This window comes from Niameybacter sp. (assembly GCF_036655075.1).
In the GTDB taxonomy this organism is placed as follows: Bacteria; Bacillota; Clostridia; order Lachnospirales; family Cellulosilyticaceae; genus Holtiella.
Genome location: NZ_JAVVQU010000015.1, coordinates 37,456 through 57,643, shown reverse-complemented (window position 1 = coordinate 57,643; position 20,188 = coordinate 37,456). Strand labels below are relative to the sequence as shown.

The 20,188-nt window shown below is 35.4% G+C and carries 21 protein-coding genes, 1 riboswitch and 1 other annotated feature; of the genes, 4 read left to right on the top strand and 17 right to left on the bottom strand.

Going from position 1 to position 20,188, the window contains the following annotated elements:
• Positions 1–378 precede the first annotated feature (378 nt).
• Positions 379–645: a hypothetical protein gene (locus RRY75_RS06090; RefSeq protein ID WP_332493864.1), complete on the top strand. Its 267-nt coding sequence runs from the start codon at positions 379–381 to the stop codon at positions 643–645.
• A gap of 198 nt (positions 646–843) precedes the next feature.
• On the opposite strand, the gene RRY75_RS06085 is transcribed toward RRY75_RS06090, so the two are convergent.
• The 13 genes from RRY75_RS06085 to RRY75_RS06025 form a co-directional block, all read right to left on the bottom strand.
• Positions 844–1,326 (bottom strand): DUF4358 domain-containing protein, encoded by a 483-nt coding sequence (locus RRY75_RS06085; protein WP_332493863.1) that lies wholly within the window; start codon positions 1,324–1,326, stop codon positions 844–846.
• A gap of 201 nt (positions 1,327–1,527) precedes the next feature.
• The gene (locus RRY75_RS06080; RefSeq protein ID WP_332493861.1) at positions 1,528–1,683 is read right to left on the bottom strand and encodes a hypothetical protein; all 156 of its coding nucleotides are present in this window, start codon (positions 1,681–1,683) and stop codon (positions 1,528–1,530) included.
• A gap of 325 nt (positions 1,684–2,008) precedes the next feature.
• Positions 2,009–2,365, bottom strand: coding sequence for a 50S ribosomal protein L20 (rplT, locus tag RRY75_RS06075; RefSeq protein WP_332493860.1), 357 nt, complete (start codon positions 2,363–2,365; stop codon positions 2,009–2,011).
• Between the two features lie 25 nt (positions 2,366–2,390).
• Positions 2,391–2,588, bottom strand: coding sequence for a 50S ribosomal protein L35 (gene rpmI / locus RRY75_RS06070; RefSeq protein ID WP_332493859.1), 198 nt, complete (start codon positions 2,586–2,588; stop codon positions 2,391–2,393).
• A gap of 46 nt (positions 2,589–2,634) precedes the next feature.
• The gene (gene infC, locus RRY75_RS06065) at positions 2,635–3,126 is read right to left on the bottom strand and encodes a translation initiation factor IF-3 (protein ID WP_332493865.1); all 492 of its coding nucleotides are present in this window, start codon (positions 3,124–3,126) and stop codon (positions 2,635–2,637) included.
• Positions 3,127–3,391: 265 nt separating this feature from the next.
• Positions 3,392–5,365, bottom strand: a complete 1,974-nt coding sequence (thrS, locus tag RRY75_RS06060; protein ID WP_332493858.1) for a threonine--tRNA ligase — start codon at positions 5,363–5,365, stop codon at positions 3,392–3,394.
• A 126-nt stretch (positions 5,366–5,491) separates the two neighbouring features.
• Positions 5,492–7,435 carry a threonine--tRNA ligase gene (gene thrS / locus RRY75_RS06055; protein WP_334309735.1) on the bottom strand — a complete coding sequence of 648 codons (1,944 nt, stop codon included), beginning with the start codon at positions 7,433–7,435 and terminating at the stop codon, positions 5,492–5,494.
• Between the two features lie 91 nt (positions 7,436–7,526).
• Positions 7,527–7,728: a binding site (T-box leader), on the bottom strand.
• A gap of 73 nt (positions 7,729–7,801) precedes the next feature.
• Entirely contained in the window at positions 7,802–8,641 is an 840-nt protein-coding gene (gene ytxC / locus RRY75_RS06050) for a sporulation protein YtxC (protein WP_332493856.1), read from the bottom strand.
• A gap of 186 nt (positions 8,642–8,827) precedes the next feature.
• Entirely contained in the window at positions 8,828–10,267 is a 1,440-nt protein-coding gene (gene nagE / locus RRY75_RS06045; RefSeq protein ID WP_332493854.1) for an N-acetylglucosamine-specific PTS transporter subunit IIBC, read from the bottom strand.
• A gap of 357 nt (positions 10,268–10,624) precedes the next feature.
• On the bottom strand, positions 10,625–11,500 hold the full coding sequence (gene hslO, locus RRY75_RS06040) for an Hsp33 family molecular chaperone HslO (RefSeq protein WP_332493852.1): 876 nt from the start codon (positions 11,498–11,500) through the stop codon (positions 10,625–10,627).
• A 10-nt stretch (positions 11,501–11,510) separates the two neighbouring features.
• Positions 11,511–12,284 (bottom strand): class I SAM-dependent DNA methyltransferase, encoded by a 774-nt coding sequence (locus RRY75_RS06035; protein WP_332493850.1) that lies wholly within the window; start codon positions 12,282–12,284, stop codon positions 11,511–11,513.
• 281 nt (positions 12,285–12,565) lie between these two features.
• Positions 12,566–13,654: a DNA polymerase IV gene (gene dinB / locus RRY75_RS06030; protein WP_332527372.1), complete on the bottom strand. Its 1,089-nt coding sequence runs from the start codon at positions 13,652–13,654 to the stop codon at positions 12,566–12,568.
• 151 nt (positions 13,655–13,805) lie between these two features.
• Entirely contained in the window at positions 13,806–14,015 is a 210-nt protein-coding gene (locus RRY75_RS06025) for a small, acid-soluble spore protein, alpha/beta type (protein WP_332493848.1), read from the bottom strand.
• Positions 14,016–14,247: 232 nt separating this feature from the next.
• Positions 14,248–14,431, top strand: a riboswitch (Lysine riboswitch).
• 113 nt (positions 14,432–14,544) lie between these two features.
• Here RRY75_RS06025 and RRY75_RS06020 point away from each other — a divergent pair.
• Genes RRY75_RS06020 through dapB form a run of 3 tightly spaced genes read left to right on the top strand, consistent with a single transcriptional unit; the run spans position 14,545 to position 17,232 of the window.
• A complete protein-coding gene (locus tag RRY75_RS06020) occupies positions 14,545–15,543 on the top strand; it encodes an aspartate-semialdehyde dehydrogenase (RefSeq protein ID WP_332493195.1) in 999 nt (332 codons plus the stop codon).
• 21 nt (positions 15,544–15,564) lie between these two features.
• On the top strand, positions 15,565–16,449 hold the full coding sequence (dapA, locus tag RRY75_RS06015; RefSeq protein WP_332493196.1) for a 4-hydroxy-tetrahydrodipicolinate synthase: 885 nt from the start codon (positions 15,565–15,567) through the stop codon (positions 16,447–16,449).
• Between the two features lie 24 nt (positions 16,450–16,473).
• Positions 16,474–17,232 (top strand): 4-hydroxy-tetrahydrodipicolinate reductase, encoded by a 759-nt coding sequence (gene dapB, locus RRY75_RS06010; RefSeq protein WP_332493197.1) that lies wholly within the window; start codon positions 16,474–16,476, stop codon positions 17,230–17,232.
• 94 nt (positions 17,233–17,326) lie between these two features.
• Here the strand turns inward: dapB and RRY75_RS06005 are convergent, their stop codons facing one another.
• From RRY75_RS06005 to RRY75_RS05990, 4 genes are all read right to left on the bottom strand, one after another.
• On the bottom strand, positions 17,327–17,857 hold the full coding sequence (locus RRY75_RS06005) for a cob(I)yrinic acid a,c-diamide adenosyltransferase (RefSeq protein WP_332493198.1): 531 nt from the start codon (positions 17,855–17,857) through the stop codon (positions 17,327–17,329).
• Between the two features lie 18 nt (positions 17,858–17,875).
• Positions 17,876–18,544, bottom strand: coding sequence for a M48 family metallopeptidase (locus tag RRY75_RS06000; protein ID WP_332493199.1), 669 nt, complete (start codon positions 18,542–18,544; stop codon positions 17,876–17,878).
• A 95-nt stretch (positions 18,545–18,639) separates the two neighbouring features.
• Positions 18,640–19,302: a single-stranded DNA-binding protein gene (locus RRY75_RS05995; protein ID WP_332493200.1), complete on the bottom strand. Its 663-nt coding sequence runs from the start codon at positions 19,300–19,302 to the stop codon at positions 18,640–18,642.
• Between the two features lie 104 nt (positions 19,303–19,406).
• Complete coding sequence (locus RRY75_RS05990; protein ID WP_332493201.1) at positions 19,407–20,018, bottom strand: hypothetical protein; 612 nt, start codon at positions 20,016–20,018, stop codon at positions 19,407–19,409.
• Between the last annotated feature and the right edge of the window lie 170 nt (positions 20,019–20,188).

Below are 20,188 nucleotides of genomic sequence, written 5' to 3'. Positions count from 1 at the left end.
CTTTTGAATCGACTGGTTTAATGGTTACTATTTTATTTTCAAAGTTCATTTGTTTATTTTAGTGTGTCGCCTTAGTGACGACTTTTACTATTCTATATGATGCGTTTCTTTTTGTCAAGGATTTTTTTATCCTTTTTCATCTGTCTTTGTCAGATATTGTTCCGCCTCACAAGTAGATATATTACAGGATATCTTTACTTTTGTCAAGCAATGTTTTAAAGAGTCATTATTTCAAAAAAAGCTTTACTCTATCCCCCTCATTCAAATATCAATTTTTATTTATCTCTCTAATTTATATATTATTTTATATTCAAAGTTATTTTTAAGACAACTCTATCATATTTTATAGTAAGGCTTGTCATTAAGGAGGTTATTATTATGAACACAAAGAAGAAAAGTCATGCCATTAATTATGAACGCATTTATCAAGTATGTGCTATTGCTGCTATTTGTTTCTTGAGTTATGTTATTATTGCTTTTTTCTTAAGCATGAGTCATTTTATATCTGTTTTCCTTCTCTTTTCTAGTATTATCTTTTTAGTGTTACATCTTATCTTTAAGTTAAATCCTTATCTAGTTGCATCTTTTATCTGTTGTACCTTATGCCTTATAAGTAATATTTACTTTATTTACATACAAAAATAGAAGACAATCCTTACGGCATTGTCTTCTATTTTTATTATTCTCTCTTAAATGCTTCTTATATCTTTTGATCCACTTCACAGTATCTACTAAATAGATTCAATATGATATGATTCATGGTCTATTTCTCCTTAGAAATTCTTCTTCTTCTCCAAGGGCATAGTTTCTATGAAATAGAAAATACGATTTAAAGATTATTTTTTATTCTGCAAAGGCTTTTTCAATTTTTTCAAGGGCTTCATCAACTGCTTCTACCATTAATAAAATGATATAACCATCTTTTTCAATAACTTGTCCATTTGTTGCCACTGTAATAGCTGGTTCCATGCGATATTGCTCATAGGTTTCAAATACAAGATCTTTTCTTTTAGTAAGTGCTTCTTTTACAGCTTCATATTGTCCTTCTTTAGGTTTCACCACGCTTACATTCGTCGCTGATGTTCTAAACATAGAAAACATAGTATATTGGCTTTCATATAAATCAGGTGTTAAATAAAACATATCTTCAAGTAAAGTTTCATCTGGTTCTTGTAGCATAGGTGTTTCATCATTTTCAAGAATCTGCTCGACTAATGCTTTCTCATCAATTATTACTGATGTACTGTCAATACTGCTTCCACTACTACATCCTACAACGCCTAATGCCATTATCACGCTCATACATATTAATAATAATTTTTTCATATTATAATTCTCCTTAGTTTTCATCTTTATTTTATATATAAGACGTATAATGTTAGGCATGAGTTCCTAAATCTTTTTCTTTTGTACCTTTATTGTGTTTCCAACATATGTATATTATTTTAGGCTATCGTTTTTTCTATTACAAAACCTAGCAAAGCGTTAGGCTAATCTCAAGTATACTGTGTACATTTCATACACTAGCTAGCCTTCATCTTCTGAGTAATAAGCAAAACACGAAAATACTGTATTCAAAAAATCGAGTAGGTTACTTGTTTCAATTTCTGCATCATTTTCTCTTTCTCTCTTTGAGAACGCCAAATTTTTACTAAGCATCCCTTGATTATCTCCAGTTTCCATCTGTACCTCCTCAAGGCGACCTAAATATTTAGTTATCTGCTTTCCTTGTAATTTATTTGAGCTGTTCAAAGCCAAAAATCTCCTTAATGTTCAGTCCTTCCTAGATAGTGTTAACCCCATCTAGTACTATGACGTCTGCTGACTTCTGACACCTTACCCAGTGTGCATATGCCTCATATGTGATTTCTGTTCGTCAGACCAGAGTTTTGCCGCCAACTTCCTTCAGATTCCACCTCACGATGGACACCCTTGCCTTAGGCTATGCACTGGGCACAATCAAAAAAACGGCCTAGGCAAATGCCTAGACCATTTTATATTAACTTAATTATTTTAAGTTTGCTTTAGCTGTTTCAACTAATTGTGTGAAAGTAGCTGCATCATTGATAGCCATATCAGCTAACATTTTTCTGTTGATTGTGATATTAGCATTTTTAAGACCATTCATGAAACGGCTGTATGATAAACCGTTCATTCTGCTTGCTGCGTTGATACGAGCAATCCATAATGTTCTGAATTCGCGTTTTCTTTGTTTTCTACCTGCATATGAGTAGCTTAATGATTTCATTACAGCTTGTTTAGCTGTTCTGAATTGTTTAGATTTCGCGCCTCTATAGCCTTTAGCTAATTTTAATACTCTATTACGTCTTTTTTTAGTAGCCATGCCACCTTTTACTCTCGCCATGTTCCTGACCTCCTACTGCTTTTTCTTATAAATATGGTAATAAACGTTTCATTTGTCTTTCGTTTGTTGAATCAACAAGTCCTGCATGTCTTAAGTTACGTTTTCTCTTAGGAGATTTTTTTGTTAAGATGTGACTTGTGTATGCTTTTGATCTTTTAAGTTTTCCTGATCCTGTTGCTTTAAAGCGTTTTGCTGCTGCTCTATTTGTTTTTAATTTAGCCATGGTAGGATCCTCCTTTTTAATGATTTATTATTTTATCTTAAGGTAACTATTTTGGTGCTACCACGATAGCCATGTTTCTACCCTCTAATTTAGGTCTGTTTTCAGCCACGCCAAACTCTTCGAGAAGTTTCATTGCTTGATCTAATATCTCTACACCTTTTTGTGTATGCATCATCTCACGGCCACGGAACATAACTGATACTTTCACTTTGTCCCCTGCCTTTAAGAATTTTTGTGCATTACGGACTTTAGTTTCGAAGTCATGTGTATCAATACTAGCTGAAAATCTAACTTCTTTAACACTAATTGTTTTTTGATTTTTGCGCGCTTCTTTTTCTTTCTTAGCTGCATCAAATTTGTATTTGCCATAATCCATAACTTTACATACTGGTGGTTTACCTTGTGGAGCGATTTTTACAAGATCAAGATTTTTTTCAGTTGCTAATTGTTGAGCTTCTTTAAGTGATACTACACCAAGTTGCTCTCCATCTGAACCAATAAGTCTAACTTCTTTGTCTCGAATCTGTTCGTTAATCATTAATTCGTTAATAATGGGCACCTCCTAAATTTGTTTGCCTTTATTCATAAAACATCTTTTGCGTTGATGTGAACGCACTAAAATAAAGAAGTGGATAGATGCATTTGATCTATCCACTTCTTCTCTATATCATACTAAATCTGTCGATTTAAAAATTCAATTAGTATGACCTTACGAACTATTGTCGTTGTAAGGTGAGAAGAGATAGCTTCTACTTGCATCTGATTACCTCTGAAATACTAACATAGTCAAATAGGTTTGTCAACTAGTTGTTCTCGTTTTCAGCCTTTATTTCAAGATGGTAATTATATCTAGTTTTAATTTCGTTTGTAATACGTTCTGCAAATGTATCTAGCGCTTGTGCACCTTCATCACCATTTTGTCTACTTCTTACAGCTACAGTTTTATTAGCTTCTTCGTCCATACCTACAACTAAGATGTATGGTACACGTTCCATACGTGCTTCACGGATTTTGTAACCAATCTTTTCTGTTCTGTAGTCTGCCTCTACTTTTACACCATTATCTTTAAGTGTTTTTACAACTTCTGCTGCATAGTCAGCATATTTATCTGAGATTGGAAGCACTTTTACTGCTGTTGGTGCAAGCCATGTTGGGAATGCCCCTGCATATTTTTCAATAAGCATTGCAAGTGTTCTTTCATAACAGCCAATAGATGAACGGTGAATGATGTATGGGCGTTTTTTCTCCCCATTAGAATCTACATAAGTCATACCAAAACGTTCTGCAAGTGCAAAGTCTATTTGGATTGTGATAATCGTATCTTCTTTACCATGTACGTTTTTGAATTGGATATCAAGTTTTGGACCATAGAAAGCTGCTTCACCATCTGCTTCTGTATAGTCAATTTCAAGATGGTCTAAGATATTTTTCATAATCACTTGAGTTTCGTCCCACGCTGCTGGATTATCAATATACTTTTCTGTATTGGCTGGATCCCATTTAGAGAATCTGTAAGTAATATCATCTTGGATACCAAGTGTTGTCATAAGGTATTTAATAAGGTCAAGACACCCTTTGAATTCATCTTCAAGTTGTTCTGGTGTACACACAATATGTCCATCAGCAAGTGTAAATTGTCTTACACGAATAAGCCCATGCATTTCTCCTGAAGATTCATTTCTTGCAAGTGTAGCTGTTTCCGCAAAACGTACTGGAAGGTCACGGTAACTGTGTTGTTCTGCATTGTAAATACAAAATTGGAATGGACATGTCATAGGACGAAGTGCGATTACTTCACTATCTGCATCTTCTTCTCCCATTACAAACATACCCTCTTTGTAGTGATCCCAGTGTCCTGAAATTTTGTAAAGGTCGTTTTTAGCCATACTTGGCGTTTTTGTAAGGACATAGCCACGTCTTTCTTCCTCATCTTCTACCCATCTTTGGAGTGTTTGGATAACACGTGCACCTTTTGGCATCATAAGTGGAAGCCCTTGTCCTACTGCTTCGTCTGTAGTGAAAAGCTTAAGTTCACGACCAAGTTTGTTGTGGTCACGTTTTTTAGCTTCTTCAAGTTGTTCTAAATGCTCTTTAAGTTCAGCCTTTTTAGGGAATGCTGTTGCGTAGATACGTGCTAGCATTTTGTTTTTCTCGCTACCTTTCCAGTATGCACCTGCAGCATAAAGCACTTTGAAAGCGTCTACTGGTTTTGTACTCATAAGGTGAGGACCTGCACAAAGGTCTACAAAATCACCTTGTTTATAGAAGGAAATGATTTCACCTTCTGCAAGGTCATTGATAAGTTCTACTTTGTATGGTTCACCAGCTTCTTCCATAAGTTTGATAGCTTCTTCTTTTGGAAGTTCAAATCTTTCAATAGGAAGTTTTGCTTTTACAATTTTTTTCATTTCAGCTTCAATTGCTGTAAATTCTTCTTCTATAAATGTTTTTTCACGATCAAAGTCATAGTAGAAACCATCTTCAATAGCTGGCCCAATCGCAAGTTTCACATCTGGATAAAGGTTTTTCACAGCTTGTGCTAAAATATGTGCTGCTGTATGACGGAATGCCCATTTACCTTCTTTATCATTAAATGTAAGAATCTCAATATTTGCATCTGCTGTTACTGGTGTTCTAAGGTCTACCATTTGACCATTTAATTTACCCGCACAAGCGGCACGTGCTAAACCTTCACTAAGGTCTTTGGCAATATCTAAAAGCGTAATGCCTGCTTCGTACTGTTTCCTTGTACCATCTTTTAAAGTAATATTAATCATGTTTCACCTCTATTATATTGTGCATTTAAATTTTGTATAGGAATAAAAGCTAAGGCTTATCACCATAGGTGCATCACCCTAACTTTTACTTATTCCCTTATTTATAACTTTCGTTGTACCTACTGGTTACTCTATTTCAGGCGCGTTTTGGGGACCTGATACTAAATAGTTATATTTAGTTTTGATTTCTTCTGTAATCTTATCTATGAAGTTTGCAAGTGGCATCTTACCTTCTTCACCATTTTCACGACTTCTCACAGCTACATTGCCCTCTGCTTCTTCTTCAGCCCCTACTACTAAGATGTATGGCACACGTTCCATACGTGCTTCACGGATTTTGTATCCAATTTTCTCTGCACGCTCGTCTGTCTCCACTTTTACGCCTACTTCGATTAAAGCTTCTTGTACTTGTTTTGCATAGTCATGATACTTCTCTGATATAGGAAGTACTTTTACTTGTACAGGTGCAAGCCATGTTGGGAAGGCCCCTGCAAAGTGTTCTGTAATAACTCCAATAAAACGTTCAATACTTCCAAGGATTACACGATGAATCATAACGGGTCTATGTTTCTCACCATCTGCACCTACATATTCAAGTTCAAAACGTTCTGGAAGTTGGAAATCTAGTTGAATGGTTCCACATTGCCATGTTCTACCTAAGCAGTCTTCAAGTTTGAAGTCAATTTTAGGCCCATAGAATGCACCATCCCCTTCATTAATCTTATAGTCATAGCCAAGATCTGTTAAAGCTTCTTTTAAAGCTTCTGTTGCTGTATCCCAAGCCTCGTCACTACCCATACTATCTTCTGGTCTTGTAGAAACTTCTACTTTGTATTTAAATCCAAAAGCTTTGTATACCTCATCAATAAGTTGTACAACACCTTTAATCTCACCTTTAATTTGCTCTGGAAGCATAAAGATATGTGCATCATCTTGTGTAAAGTTACGTACACGCATTAAGCCATGCAATGCACCTGAAAGCTCATGTCTGTGTACAAGTCCTAACTCACCCATGCGAAGTGGTAGGTCGCGGTAAGAGCGCATCTTTGTCTTATACACTAGCATACCACCTGGACAGTTCATAGGCTTGATAGCATAATCTGCTTCATCAATAACTGTTGTGTACATATTCTCACGGTAGTGATCCCAGTGACCACTTGTAAGCCATAAGTCCTTATTTAAAATAATTGGTGTAGAAATTTCTTGGTACCCTGCTTTTTTATGGATTTCTCTCCAATAGTTAATAAGGGTATTTCTAAGTTCCATACCTTTTGGTAAGAAGAATGGGAAGCCTGGGCCTTCATCAAGAAGTGTGAATAATTCTAATTCACGACCTAGTTTACGGTGGTCACGCTTTTTGGCTTCTTCAATCTTTGCTAAATGCTCTGCAAGTTCTGCCTTCTTAGAGAATGCAGTTGCATAAATACGAGAAAGCATTTTGTTCTTCTCGCTGCCTCTCCAGTAAGCCCCTGCAACTGAAAGTAACTTAATCGCTTCTACTGGTTTTGTAGTCATAAGATGAGGGCCTGCACAAAGATCCACAAATTCACCTTGTTTATAGAAGGAAATAGTCTCATCTTCTGGAAGGTCACGAATAAGTTCTACCTTATAAGACTCTCCTGCTTCTTCCATCATTTTAATCGCTTCCGCACGTGGAAGTTCAAATCTTTCAATAGATAACTTCTCTTTTACAATTTTTTTCATTTCTGCTTCAATTGCCTCGAAGTCCTCTTCTGTAAAAGGTTTCTCACAATCAAAATCGTAGTAGAATCCATCTTCAATAGCTGGCCCTATTGCAAGCTTTGCATTTGGATAAAGTCTTTTTACAGCTTGTGCTAAAATATGAGAAGCTGTATGGCGGAATGCCCATTTTCCATCTCCCTCTTTGAAAGTTATAATTTCTAATTGGCAATCCTCATTTAAAGTATCTCTAAGATCTACTCTTTCTCCATCTACTAGACCACAGCACGCCATTCTAGCTAAACCTTCACTCAAGTCTTTTGCTACATCTAGTACACTAATACCTGCTTCGTATTGTTTGACAATACCATCTTTTAAAGTAATGTTAATCATAACATTGCCTCCTTTTAATATAGTGTGTACTAACTCTAGATTTTGGGACATCAAAAAACTCTCGTCCTTTTCTAGCCATAAAATCTAGAAAAGGGACGAGAGTACATTCCCGCGGTTCCACCCTTATTGTTTCTTTTAGAAACCTCTTGTTATGACGATAACGTAGTCAACGGATTGGTTCTCAATCACTCAGAGCTGGTCTTTACTTATATAACTTTAAAAATGCTCCCACCTATGCATCTTCTCTCTGAAAAAGCTTTATAAGTTACTTGTCTCTTCAACGTGTTTAAATATTCTATTCTCATTCTAGTCAAATTCTTTGATGCTGTCAATAACCTTTATCTATATAGTAGTTTTTTACAACTACTTATGACATATTTCACAGCCTTTACAATACTGCAATTGATCTTTAAAAAGAATTTTTAGTGTTTCTAGAAAAGGCTTATTCAAGTAATCTTGACAATCATGTAGTTTGATTTTTTGGGGTGCTAGCTCAATTAATGTATGCAATACTTTATCCTCTATTGTGAGTTTGTCATCTTCTAACTCCTCACAATAAAGCTTAAGCCAATAGTCTGTCTGCTCTTTCTTCTGTTCATCAAATAGCAGAATATCACCATTCCCTTGAGGAACAAGATGCACAAGTTCAGTTTGTTCCTCTTGCATAGACTTCATTTGAATAAGAAAGTTAATGAACTGAACATAATCCTTCTGCATTTCATAGTCATAGATGGTTTGTTCCATAACATCTTGGAGGATTATCTTATACTTTTGGCTTCTAAAGGTTATCCAGCCATCTATATTCAATACTTTGTACTTCTCTAGTTCTTTGTATATAGGTGTATAAATGACATAGTATGAAATATAAGATACACCTTCTTCTTTCGTAATATAGTTATTGTGTATAAAAAACTTTTCTATCTCTTCCTTCTCCTTCCGTATTAAGTCTTTGCGCCCTTTTAAATAACTTTTGGCAAAGTCTTTTAAAATCTCTTCCTGTATAAAATCTCCCACGAATGTTGCAAGGTTATTAAGACTCTGGTCTTGTTCCTTTTTATTGGGTGTAAATTTGAATCCATCTATGTTCACCAAGTGTTCCAATTCCCATCGCTCTCCTTGAAGCTTGGTTCGTTCTACATCACTTTCTATTTTCGTCTTAAAAGGTTCTCCATACTTTTGCGTCCAGATTTTATATTGAATCATTGTATGCCTCCTCTGACCCTTCTCATTCAATATATGAGTAACCCCTTGTTCAATTTACCTAATCCTAAATGTCCTCTAAGAATATTTTTATTTCTATCTGTTTTTGTTCTAAAGCACTTAGTGAATGATGAAAAACCACCTAAAAAAGGGAGATGCCTTAGGCATCTCCCTTTTTATCCCTTTGATCTATTTACAAAGTTTTGTTAATTCATCTGCAACGAATTGTACTTGTGTTCCAATAATAATTTGGACACTTGTTTTGCTAGGTCTCATCACACCACGTGCACCTGCAGCTTTAATTTTCTTTTCATCAATTAATGTGTAATCTTTGATTTCAAGTCTTAAACGTGTAATGCAGTTATCAATAGATGCCACATTACCTTTTCCACCAAGACCTTCTAAAATTGTTTTGGCTACTGCTGTGTAGTCATTGTTAGAAAGTGTTGCTTTCATTTCATCATCTTCAATATCATCATCTTCTCTACCTGGTGTTTTAAGGTTGAATTTAGTGATGAAGAATCTGAATACTGCGTAGTAAACTACCCCAAATCCTAAACCGATTGGAATTAACATTAATGGATTCATTGCCATTGGTACCTTAAGACTAAGTATTAAGTCTACAAGACCTGCACTGAAGTTGAACCCTGCTCTTACTGGTAATAAAGCAACTACGAATGCTGATATACCTGTTAAGATTGCATGAATTAAATATAACACTGGCGCTAAGAACATGAATGCAAATTCAAGAGGTTCTGTAACACCTGTGAAGAATGAACAAAGTGCTGCTGCACTTAATAGACCAAATGCTACTTTTTTCTTATTATCTTTAGCTGTGTGGTACATAGCTAAAGCTGCTGCTGGTAAACCAAACATCATAACTGGGAAGAATCCTGACATGTACATACCTGTTACACCACGTGTACCTGTACCTGCCCAGAAGTTTCCTAAGTCATTGATCCCTGCAACATCAAACCAGAATACAGAGTTAAGTGCATGATGAAGACCTACTGGAATAAGTAAACGGTTAAGGAATGCATAAATACCTGCACCAACTGCACCTGTACTTAAGATTGCTTTACCAAGAGATACAAGCCCTGTATAAAGGATAGGCCATACAAAGAATAAGATGAGAACCATCACTAAGCTGACCGTCGCTGTAACAATAGCTACACAACGCTTACCACTAAAGAAGGATAAGAAATCTGGTAACTTTGTATTTTTAAATTTGTTATAACATGCTGCACCAATGATACCTGCAAGAATACCTATAAATTGGTTTTCAATTTTTCCAAATGCTGCATTTGCTTCCATCCCTGTAAGCGCTGCAACTGTCCCTGTTGATAATAGCTTTGTAATCATTAACCATGATACTAATGCTGCAAGTGCTGACGTACCATCTTTATCATCAGCCATACCGATACCTACACCAATTGCAAAAAGAATAGCCATATTATCAATTAAAGCTCCACCTGCTTTAACTAAAAATGTAGCAATTACGTTGGCATCTCCTGTGATCATAATGTTCGGGTCAATCGCATATCCTATTCCCATAAGGATACCTGCAACTGGTAAACATGCTACTGGAAGCATTAATGATTTACCTAGTTTTTGAAGATACTTCATCATATTATTTTCCCCCTTTTTTGTACCTCCTCTACTGAGGAGATCTCTTTTTTTATTACTATGCCTGATATCCAACATCCCCAGAAAAACAAAAAAACCAAATCCTGAATACATATAGAAAGAACATAATTTTTTAATTTAAAAATATGTTTTCTTTGATGTCTCCAAAATTTGGTTTTGCCTGCTTTACCAGTAACAACCCATTTGATATCTGCTATAAATAGTTTAGCAAATATGGTAAAACATGTCAACTATTTAAAATCTTCTTTTGTGCAATTAATCTATTAGCACCTTGTTTCCAACTTATATTTTGTTATATTTGCATCAATTCTATAGAGATTTGTAAAACTTTTCACTTTTCTATAGCTCATCTACAATTTCTTTAATAGCTTTTTTATCAAAAGCATATTTTGTATTACAGAAGTGACAGACAAGTTCTAGATCCTCTTGTTCATCATTTGCAATATTAGTAAGCTCTTGTTTACCTAAGCTAATCAATGCACGCTCCATACGTTCTTTTGAGCAATCACAATAGAATCTAGCATCAGTCTTATCCATAATGTCAATGTCGTCTCCAAGAAGCATTTTAATCACATCTTCAATTGATTTGCCCTCTTCCATACATTGCGTTAAAGATGTAAAGCTCTTAAGTCTTGCTTCTATTTCACTAATAGCCTCATCTGTAGCATCGGGAAGTACTTGAATAATAATTCCACCTGCTTGTTTAATGCTATAGTCACGCTCAATCAATACACCTAAAATGACAACAGTATTCGTTTGTTCGGATACTGCAAAGTAAAAGCTAAAGTCTTCTGCAATTTCACCTGAAAGCATTGCCACTTGTCCTGTATAAGGCTCTTTCATTCCAATATCTTTTGTTACAGTCATGACAGCATTACCGATTGCACCACTTACATCAAGCTTACCATTTTCCTTTTGTGGAATATCTACCACAGCTTGATGAGGATAACCTTTAACATTTCCTTTAGCATCTGCTTCTACTGTGATTCCTTGAATTGGGCCGTCCCCTCTAATCATCACACATACACGGTCTGAATCATTTTTAAGCATCGCACCCATCATAAGTGCACCAGTCATTGTACGCCCAAGCGCAGCTGATACAACGGGTGATGTACCGTGGTGACTTGTTGCTACATTGACAATACCTGTTGTGTTTGCACCAAAAAATCTAAATTGTCTATTACGGTCTGTTCCTCTAACGATATAATTTTCCATTATGTCCTCCTTAATCCACGTAAACTTTGCCGTCTACTTGTTTTTCTCTTGCCACAAATGTCGCACGTAGCGTTTCTTCATTATATGGTTTATGTGTATAATCATCATAAATCGCTACAAGCTCCATGCCTGCTTGTTCAATGATTTGTTTAATACATTCTGCTGAATACGCTTTTTGATAATGCACTTCTTCAAACCTATCATAGCGACCTTCTTCATCTTGTACAAAAAAGCTAACATAAAACTCATTAATGTGTTGCTTTTCATCATAATAGTTTTCCCAAATATAAGCGGCATCTTCTGTCTGCTCTGCAAAAACTTTGTCACCCAAAAGTGTCTTATATTTATAAGGTAAATTCACATCAAAGATGAATAAGCCATCTTTCTCAAGGTAATTATTTACCCACTTAAACATAGAAAGTACTTTTTCCTCTTCCATGAGATAATTAATACTATCACAACTGCTATAAATAACATCTACTGTACCATAAAGTTCAAATTCAGTCATATCTTGCATCAAGTATAAGATGCCTCGTTCAGCTTCTAATTCTTTTTCGCGTGCAATCATAAGCATTTCTTCTGAACCATCTATTCCAATTACATCTAGGCCTCTATCTGCAAAGTGTTCACACATAGTTCCTGTACCACATCCTAAATCACAAATCAATTTAGGTTTAACGCCTTGTTCTTTCATTATACTTTCTATAAAATCTACCCATTGTACATAAGGTGTATCTTCCATAAAAGTGTCATAAATCATTGCAAAATCATTATAAATGTCCAATTCTCCACCTCTTTATATGATGACTAAACTTTATTGTACACTAGCTATTTTTTCTATGCAAATGTAATTTGTCCCTACGCATCGATTCATCCTACTTTATACAATAGGTTTGACGTATATTAAGAGATTCATTCCTTATCTCATAAAATATTCTGCATACCCCTATCATAACTCACACGAAAAGGAGTATATTAAGGATAGACATAATTTTTTCTCCCTTCAACTCACAAATAAACCATGAGGTATCTTATTCCTCATGGTTTATTTGCTCATCATTTGTTTTATCTAAGGCTCTCCATATACTCAAATAAGGAGATATTCTCCTGAAGTCGTTCTTCATCTGTTAGGAGATGGGATAAAGTAATCCCCAGTAGTCTCACTTTTTCATCTAGGTTATCCACTTTATTCAGCAATTGCTCCACATAAATGAGTATATCTTTTGCCTCTACTATAGGGTAACTTGTCATCATACTTCTTGTGATTTGGCTAAAATCACTAAACTTCACCTTTAGCGTAAGATTTTTTCCCCATACACCTCTACCTTTAACACGCATACTTACCTCTTCTGCTAATGCCTTTAAGACCTGCCTTGCAGCTTCACTATTTAGAGGCAAGTCCTCATTAAAGGTTGTTTCTGCCCCTATTGATTTGCGCACCCTTGAGCATTCTACTTCCCGTTCATCAATGCCTCTTGCAAAATCATAGAGAAGATATCCCCTTTTCTTGAACACACTTACCAAGTAACTAAGCTCTAAGTTTCTTAAATCTCTTCCATAGTGTACACCTATCTTTTTTAGTTCCTCAGCTGTTACCTTACCTACTAAAAAGAATTTACCAATAGGTAAGTGATCCAATAATGCCTGTGTCTTATCCGGTGTAATCACAGTAAGGCCATTGGGTTTTTCATAGTCAGATGCAACTTTCGCCAAAAACTTATTGTAGGATACACCTGCTGAACCTGTTAAGTACAATTCATTCCATATGGCTGATTTAATCTCCCTAGCTATGTACGTAGCTGAAGCCATATTTTTCTTATTCTCCGTTACATCTAAAAAGGCTTCATCTAAAGATAAAAACTCTACCTTATCTGTGTACCTTTTAAAGATTTCACCAATTTGAGTAGAAACCGACTTGTAGACTTCAAAACGAGGCCTTACAAATTGTACATATGGGCAAAGTTGTTTAGCTGTTCTACAAGGCATTGCTGAATGAATGCCATACTTTCTTGCTTCATAAGAACAAGTCGCTACAACGCCGCGTTCTTCTGGATTCCCTCCTACAACAATAGCCTTTCCTTGAAGATGTGGATTATCCCGCATTTCTACTTGTGCAAAAAAAGCATCCATATCCACATGTATAATCTTGCGCATACTCCACCACCTCTTTCATCTTTCATTAGTTGTATTAGTTTAACATTTTTTCTGTAGAAATAAAAGGTAAAAAAATAGTAGCACACTCTATAAGAATGTACTACTATTTTGCTCTAAATCATTCAATTTTGATTGTCCTTAGTAGCTGAGTTTATGCTTCACTCTCTTTATTTTTAAGCTCACGTTTTTTCTTGGTCATAAGTCCACCAATTCGTCCTGTTTCCTTCGGTGTTAAGCTCTTCCACCCATCTTTTTGAACTTTGTCCAAAAGTCCTAATTCTTCTGCAATCTCAAGTTTCATCTTTTGATCTGGTGAAAGTGCATCAAATAATTTTTCTTTTGTATTATCAGTATTTTTCATAATATACCCTTCCTTTTCGTGTATTCATGTTTTACAGTATGGATAATTTTTCACAAAATTATACACCCTCACCCTACTTTTTTATATTTTCATGCATTGTATCTGTTTTTTATCATATAATATTGGCAGTATAACTAACTGCAAAATTTTCTATAATTGTTTTTATTATTTATAACCTTGACACAATTCACAACCCATGCTATCATTAGACACAATTAAATATTAATTTGTTCAATCACGTAGAGGCGCGATGCTTATCAGTACAATTTATGATCTTTACAAGGAGACTTGATTAAATTGGAAAGGATGAATCGCCGAAGGAATAAACTGCTTGTACCCTTTATTCCTGGGTGTATAGCCAACAGCTATACAACTGTCACCTTTTGCTATACAATAGGTGGTGTGCTACTGTGTTTAAATGATTTTTGTAAATGATTTTTAAAAATTATTTTACATCATTTGGATTCACAGCCAGCTTACCTCTTAAGCTGGCTTTTATTATTTGAATAATTTTAGGGAGGATTTAATTATGAAAAAAATTAATTTAGCTGTTGTAGGCGCAACAGGCATGGTAGGGCGTACATTTTTAAAAGTATTAGAAGAAAAAAAATTACCGATTGAGAATTTCTACGTATTTGCATCTGCCCGTTCAGCAGGTTCTACACTTACTTTCATGGGTAAGGCATACACTGTTATAGAACTTACTGAAACAAGTTTCAAAGAACACCAAGTAGATATTGCACTCTTCTCAGCTGGTGGTAGCACAAGCGAAAAATTTGCACCTATTGCTGCTGAAAGTGGATGTATCGTCATCGATAATAGTTCTGCTTGGCGTATGGATCCAAATGTGCCTCTAGTTGTACCCGAAGTTAACCCCGAAGCCATTAAAAATCATAAAGGTATTATTGCAAATCCTAACTGCTCAACTATCCAAGCAGTTGTTGCACTTAAACCACTCTATGAATACTATGGTATCAAGAGAATTGTTTACACCACTTTCCAAGCCGTATCAGGTGCTGGTATGGGTGGATGGAATGATTTAGAAGAAGGCCTTCAAGGTCATGCACCTAAAAAATTCCCTCATCCTATTGCAAACAACTGTTTGCCACACATTGATGTATTCTTAGACAATGGTTATACAAAAGAAGAAATGAAAATGGTAGAAGAAACACGTAAGATATTTAGTGACCAATCACTTCGCATCACTTCTACAACTGTACGTGTGCCTGTTTTTAACAGTCATAGTGAAAGTATTAATGTCGAACTTAATAAACCATTTGAGATAAATGAACTTAAAGATGTACTTGCAAAAGGTGATGGCATCGTTATTCAAGACGATGTTGCCAATAATGTCTATCCATTAGCAATCAATGCAACTGATCACGATGAGGTCTTTGTTGGACGTATTCGCCGTGATGAAAGCATTGATAACGGTGTGAACATGTGGGTTGTAGCTGATAATATTCGCAAAGGTGCTGCAAGCAATGCTGTTCAAATCGCTGAATGGATTATTGCACACATGATGTAGATTGAAAGGACTGATAGATAAATGGCAATTTTTGAAGGAGCAGGTGTAGCAATCATTACACCATTCCATACAGACGGAAGTATTAATTTTAGTAAATTAGAAGAACTTATTGATTTTCAAATAGATAATTACACAGATGCCATCATTATTTGTGGCACAACAGGTGAAGCTTCTACCATGACAGACGCCGAACAACTTGAATGCATTAAAGTAGCTGTAGAACGTACAAAAGGCCGTGTCCCTGTTATTGCAGGAACAGGTAGCAATGACACGCGCCATGGCATCACACTCACTAAACGTGCTGGTGAACTTGGTGTAGATGGTGTCCTCCAAGTTACACCTTACTACAACAAAGCCACTCAAAAAGGTCTTATTGAACATTTTGATGCAATTGGTAAAGCAACAAATGTGCCTATGATTCTTTATAGTGTGCCTTCTAGAACAGGTGTTAACATTGCACCTGAAACAGTTTATGAGCTTTCTAATCGTGACTATGTAGTCGGCATTAAAGAAGCGAGTGGCAACCTTTCACAAGTCGCACAAATTGCACGTTTATGTGGTCCTGATTTTGCTATTTACTCAGGTAATGATGACCAAATCATCCCTGTACTTTCACTTGGTGGAAAAGGGGTTATCTCTGTACTTTCAAATGTTATTCCAAAAGAAACCCACGACATTGTAAACTTATACCTCCAAGGTCAAACACGCGCTGCACTTAACCTTCAACTAGATTACCTTCCTCTTATTGATTCCCTCTTTAGTGAAGTTAATCCGATCCCTGTTAAGGCTGCATTAAACTACATGGGATTTGAAGTTGGTCCATGTAGATTACCTCTTACTAATTTAGAACCAGCCAACGAAGAAAAAGTTAAAGCCGCGCTTCGCGCAGCATCACTTATTGATTAATTTCTTATAGAAAGGGTGACACACATGACCAATATATTATTACATGGTTGTAACGGAAGAATTGGGCAAGCCATCACACGCATTATTATAGACCATCCTAACTTAAACATCGTAGCAGGTGTAGACCCTAATCTTTCCGTACCAAATAGCTTTCCTGTATTTGACCACATTGAAAACTGTACGATTCCAGTAGATGTCATTGTAGACTTTTCAACTGCAAACGCTGTAAAACCGCTTCTTGAACATGCTATCTCAAAGAATATCCCTGTTGTTGTTTGTACAACGGGACTTTCTACAGAAGATGTGGATTTCTTACACGAAGCAAGTAAGCAAATCCCTGTATTCTTCTCTGCTAATATGTCCTTAGGCGTAAATCTTTTAATTAATCTAGCAAAACGTGCAACTGAAGTGCTTGCTGATTGTGGCTTTGATATTGAAATCATTGAAAAACACCACAATCAAAAAGTAGATGCACCAAGTGGCACTGCTCTAGCTATTGCCAATGCCATTACAGATACATTAGATGAAACACATACGCTTCGTTATGACCGTTCTAATGTACGTGAAAAACGTCCTAAAAATGAAATTGGGATCCATGCTGTTCGAGGTGGTACTATCGTAGGCGAACATGATATTTTATTTGCTGGAAACGATGAAGTCATCACTTTATCCCACTCTGCAGCTTCTAAGGAAGTATTTGCTGTAGGCTCACTTAAAGCAGCTAGCTTCTTAGCTCATAAATCAGCTGGCCTCTACAATATGGAACACTTATTAGACCAATAACAAAGTCCTCTGTAACTAGAATTTTTAGTCTAGTTACAGAGGACTTCTTTACTACTCTATCTCTTCTTATTTTCATCTTTTGTCATTTTTATCTTTAAAACTCTATCCCTGCTCTTGCACGAATACCTTGTTCCATTGGATGCTTTACTGCATCAATGCAACTTACATAATCTGCTCTTTCTTTAATCTCATCTGGCAAGTTACGCCCAGTGAGTACAAGTTCCATAAACTCTGGTTTTTCATCTATAAGCTGTGTAATTTCTTCAACATCCGCAAATCCAAGTTGAAGTACCCCTAAAATTTCATCTAAAATTAAGATATCACACTCACCTGTATCCATTACCTTTTTGGCAAACTTGAGTGCCATGTGGATTTCCTGTACAAGTTCACCCTTTTCTTCCTCGGTCAAAGTCCAAGTAAAACCTCTTTCCTTTTCAAAGTGAAAAATTTTGAATCCTGGTTCAAGTGTCTTGAGTAGCTTACATTCTCCTGTATTATCATTTTTAAGAAATTGAATCATAATGACTTTAAGGTTATTTCCTAATGCACGTATCCCTAGCCCAATGACTGCTGTTGTCTTTCCTTTACCCGGCCCACAGTAAATCTGTGTAAGTCCCTGTTTCATTATTGTCACCTCTTTAAATTATATGTCTAAAATATTTGCATGCTTTTTTAAATAGTCTTGCCTTATTTTATAATCTGGTATTACTGCTTCTATAGTATGCCAAAAGGCTACACTATGGTCAAAATGAATAAGATGTGCTACTTCATGTAAGGCTACATAGCTTATTACATCTAATGGTGCGCCCATTAACCTTACATTAAAAGATAATGCACCTTTTGCAGAACAACTTCCCCATCTTGTTTTCTGTTTTCTAATAGTAATGCTTTTGTACTGACATCCAAGCAAATGACTATACATTTGAACAAACTGGGTGACTAACTCCAATGCTTGTTCTTTAGTATACGTTTCTACCTGCTTTTTTATAAGAAAGGTATCATTTTTATTCGGTGTTGTGATAATAAACTGTTCCTTGGCTACACAAACATTAGGGCTAACTCCTAACTTTTCCTCTATATACACCTTTCGATAGGACCCCAAGTATAAAATTTCTCCATTACTTAACCAATCCCGCTTATTTGCTTGTACTGTTTTTGCTTGAATGGTCTTCTCGATCCAGTCTTGGTGTTTACTCACAAATACATCTATAGATTGTTTAGTTATACCAATAGGTGCTTTTACTAAAACAGTTAAATCATCCTGAATAGAAATGGTCATTGTTTTTCTCTTTTGTCTAACCAGTGTATACATAGTCTCTCCCTTTCTTATCTAATAGATTATACCTTAAAATAAAGAATTTTTCCATCAAAAAAGGTGTAGTTTTATCTACACCTCTATCATTTTATTTAATTACTTGATTCTGCTTCTGGAACAACACCTTTTTCATCCAAGATTTCCATCTTAGAAATAGAAACTTCATAGGCTACTTTACTAATAGCTTCACCTGTTTCTACTTTCTTTTGGTACGCTCTACTCTGGATTCTACCCCATAATTCAATATGAGCACCTGTTTTAAGACCTTGTGCATACCTTGCATTTCTTCCCCACGTAATACATGGTATGTAATCAGATTTATGATAAGAACGATTAACAGCAAGAAGTAAATCTGTAATCTCTCTACCAAAAGGTGTTGTACGATACACAGGATCCTTACACACAAATCCACTTAGATAAATAGTATTTTTATTTTTTTTCATTTCTTCTTCTGAAACTTCTTTAACTTCTAATGCAAATATAGTTAAAATCAGACGATTTTTTCCTTCTTCATACTGATTATAGGATCTAAATTGTCCTGTGATATCTAAAATTTTACCTTCAATATTTCCAAGTGATGCCAAAAGTCTTTCAGATACTGTAACTGGTAGAATATCTGCGGAGTCACTTAACCTAGGCACTTCTAAGTTAAAACTATAAAATCCTTCTCCATATACTTTATGGCTGTAGGTAAGTTCGCTTACAGCTTTTCCGATTATGAGTACCTCATTATTTTCTAATATGTGTTCTATCATCTTACACCTCTCCCTTATCCTCTTTTTATTGTGCACTAATTCTTTTGTCACTATCATTTATATTAACTTTTGTACAAGTTTATTACATATTTTTAAAATTTATTCTAATTTATTTTTATTCCATAAATCAGCATAGTTGCTACGCTAGCCAATGTTGCTTCTACATCATTAAAGGGTACCTCTACTGTAAATTCTCGCATACTTTTTATCTCACTTGCTGATGTTGTAGGATTTACACAGCATTGTACACTCAGGCTCCCATTCACTTGTAACTCTGCACTTGAAGCCGATATATTAGCTGCCTCACTCCATCCATAAGTAATATACCTTTGATCTTTGTGGTGATAACTTTCTGGAATAATATAATAACTCGCTCGGATAAGCTTAAAAAGCCTTGTATAAATGCCATTTTTACTCAATATATGTTTTGTAGATGGTTTATCAAAAAAGAGTGCTACATTGAATCTAAGCTGATCATAAACAGCCTTTTCAAGTGCCTCTTTTGTCAGTTCTACAATAAGTAAGTCCGGTGCTTCTCTTTTTTGTAAATGTTCAATATAACTGCGTAAAGATATTTTTTTGTGATTAAAATAAACGGAGGTATCTTGTGGCTTAATGTGTATTGTATGCATTCCATTTTGTCTACTTTGATTATAAATAAGTTGTAGCGCATTTCTACTGCTTTCATTTCCACTGTTTACAGCTAACGTAATCATAAGCAACCTCCTGTTATGTAAAGCTAAAGATATGATTGTGTCATTAGTGTTTACATTCAATAGATTTTTATGTTCTATAAACATTGGCAATCCTTATGAAATGTATATATATTGACTTTTAATCATACATTAGTACTATATATGTCACTTTATTATTCTTGTCATTTTAT

Bases quoted from the DNA above. Each gene is read 5' to 3' on its own strand.
- dapA (WP_332493196.1), top strand. From the start codon at position 15,565: ATGGCAATTTTTGAAGGAGCAGGTGTAGCAATCATTACACCATTCCAT.
- RRY75_RS05990 (WP_332493201.1), bottom strand. From the start codon at position 20,018: ATGATTACGTTAGCTGTAAACAGTGGAAATGAAAGCAGTAGAAATGCG.
- rplT (WP_332493860.1), bottom strand. From the start codon at position 2,365: ATGGCGAGAGTAAAAGGTGGCATGGCTACTAAAAAAAGACGTAATAGA.
- RRY75_RS06000 (WP_332493199.1), bottom strand. From the start codon at position 18,544: ATGTATACACTGGTTAGACAAAAGAGAAAAACAATGACCATTTCTATT.
- thrS (WP_332493858.1), bottom strand. From the start codon at position 5,365: ATGATTAATATTACTTTAAAAGATGGTACAAGGAAACAGTACGAAGCA.
- RRY75_RS06005 (WP_332493198.1), bottom strand. From the start codon at position 17,857: ATGAAACAGGGACTTACACAGATTTACTGTGGGCCGGGTAAAGGAAAG.
- RRY75_RS06020 (WP_332493195.1), top strand. From the start codon at position 14,545: ATGAAAAAAATTAATTTAGCTGTTGTAGGCGCAACAGGCATGGTAGGG.
- infC (WP_332493865.1), bottom strand. From the start codon at position 3,126: ATGATTAACGAACAGATTCGAGACAAAGAAGTTAGACTTATTGGTTCA.
- RRY75_RS06085 (WP_332493863.1), bottom strand. From the start codon at position 1,326: ATGAAAAAATTATTATTAATATGTATGAGCGTGATAATGGCATTAGGC.
- ytxC (WP_332493856.1), bottom strand. From the start codon at position 8,641: ATGATTCAATATAAAATCTGGACGCAAAAGTATGGAGAACCTTTTAAG.
- RRY75_RS05995 (WP_332493200.1), bottom strand. From the start codon at position 19,302: ATGATAGAACACATATTAGAAAATAATGAGGTACTCATAATCGGAAAA.
- RRY75_RS06090 (WP_332493864.1), top strand. From the start codon at position 379: ATGAACACAAAGAAGAAAAGTCATGCCATTAATTATGAACGCATTTAT.
- RRY75_RS06025 (WP_332493848.1), bottom strand. From the start codon at position 14,015: ATGAAAAATACTGATAATACAAAAGAAAAATTATTTGATGCACTTTCA.
- rpmI (WP_332493859.1), bottom strand. From the start codon at position 2,588: ATGGCTAAATTAAAAACAAATAGAGCAGCAGCAAAACGCTTTAAAGCA.
- hslO (WP_332493852.1), bottom strand. From the start codon at position 11,500: ATGGAAAATTATATCGTTAGAGGAACAGACCGTAATAGACAATTTAGA.
- dinB (WP_332527372.1), bottom strand. From the start codon at position 13,654: ATGCGCAAGATTATACATGTGGATATGGATGCTTTTTTTGCACAAGTA.
- dapB (WP_332493197.1), top strand. From the start codon at position 16,474: ATGACCAATATATTATTACATGGTTGTAACGGAAGAATTGGGCAAGCC.
- nagE (WP_332493854.1), bottom strand. From the start codon at position 10,267: ATGATGAAGTATCTTCAAAAACTAGGTAAATCATTAATGCTTCCAGTA.
- RRY75_RS06080 (WP_332493861.1), bottom strand. From the start codon at position 1,683: ATGGAAACTGGAGATAATCAAGGGATGCTTAGTAAAAATTTGGCGTTC.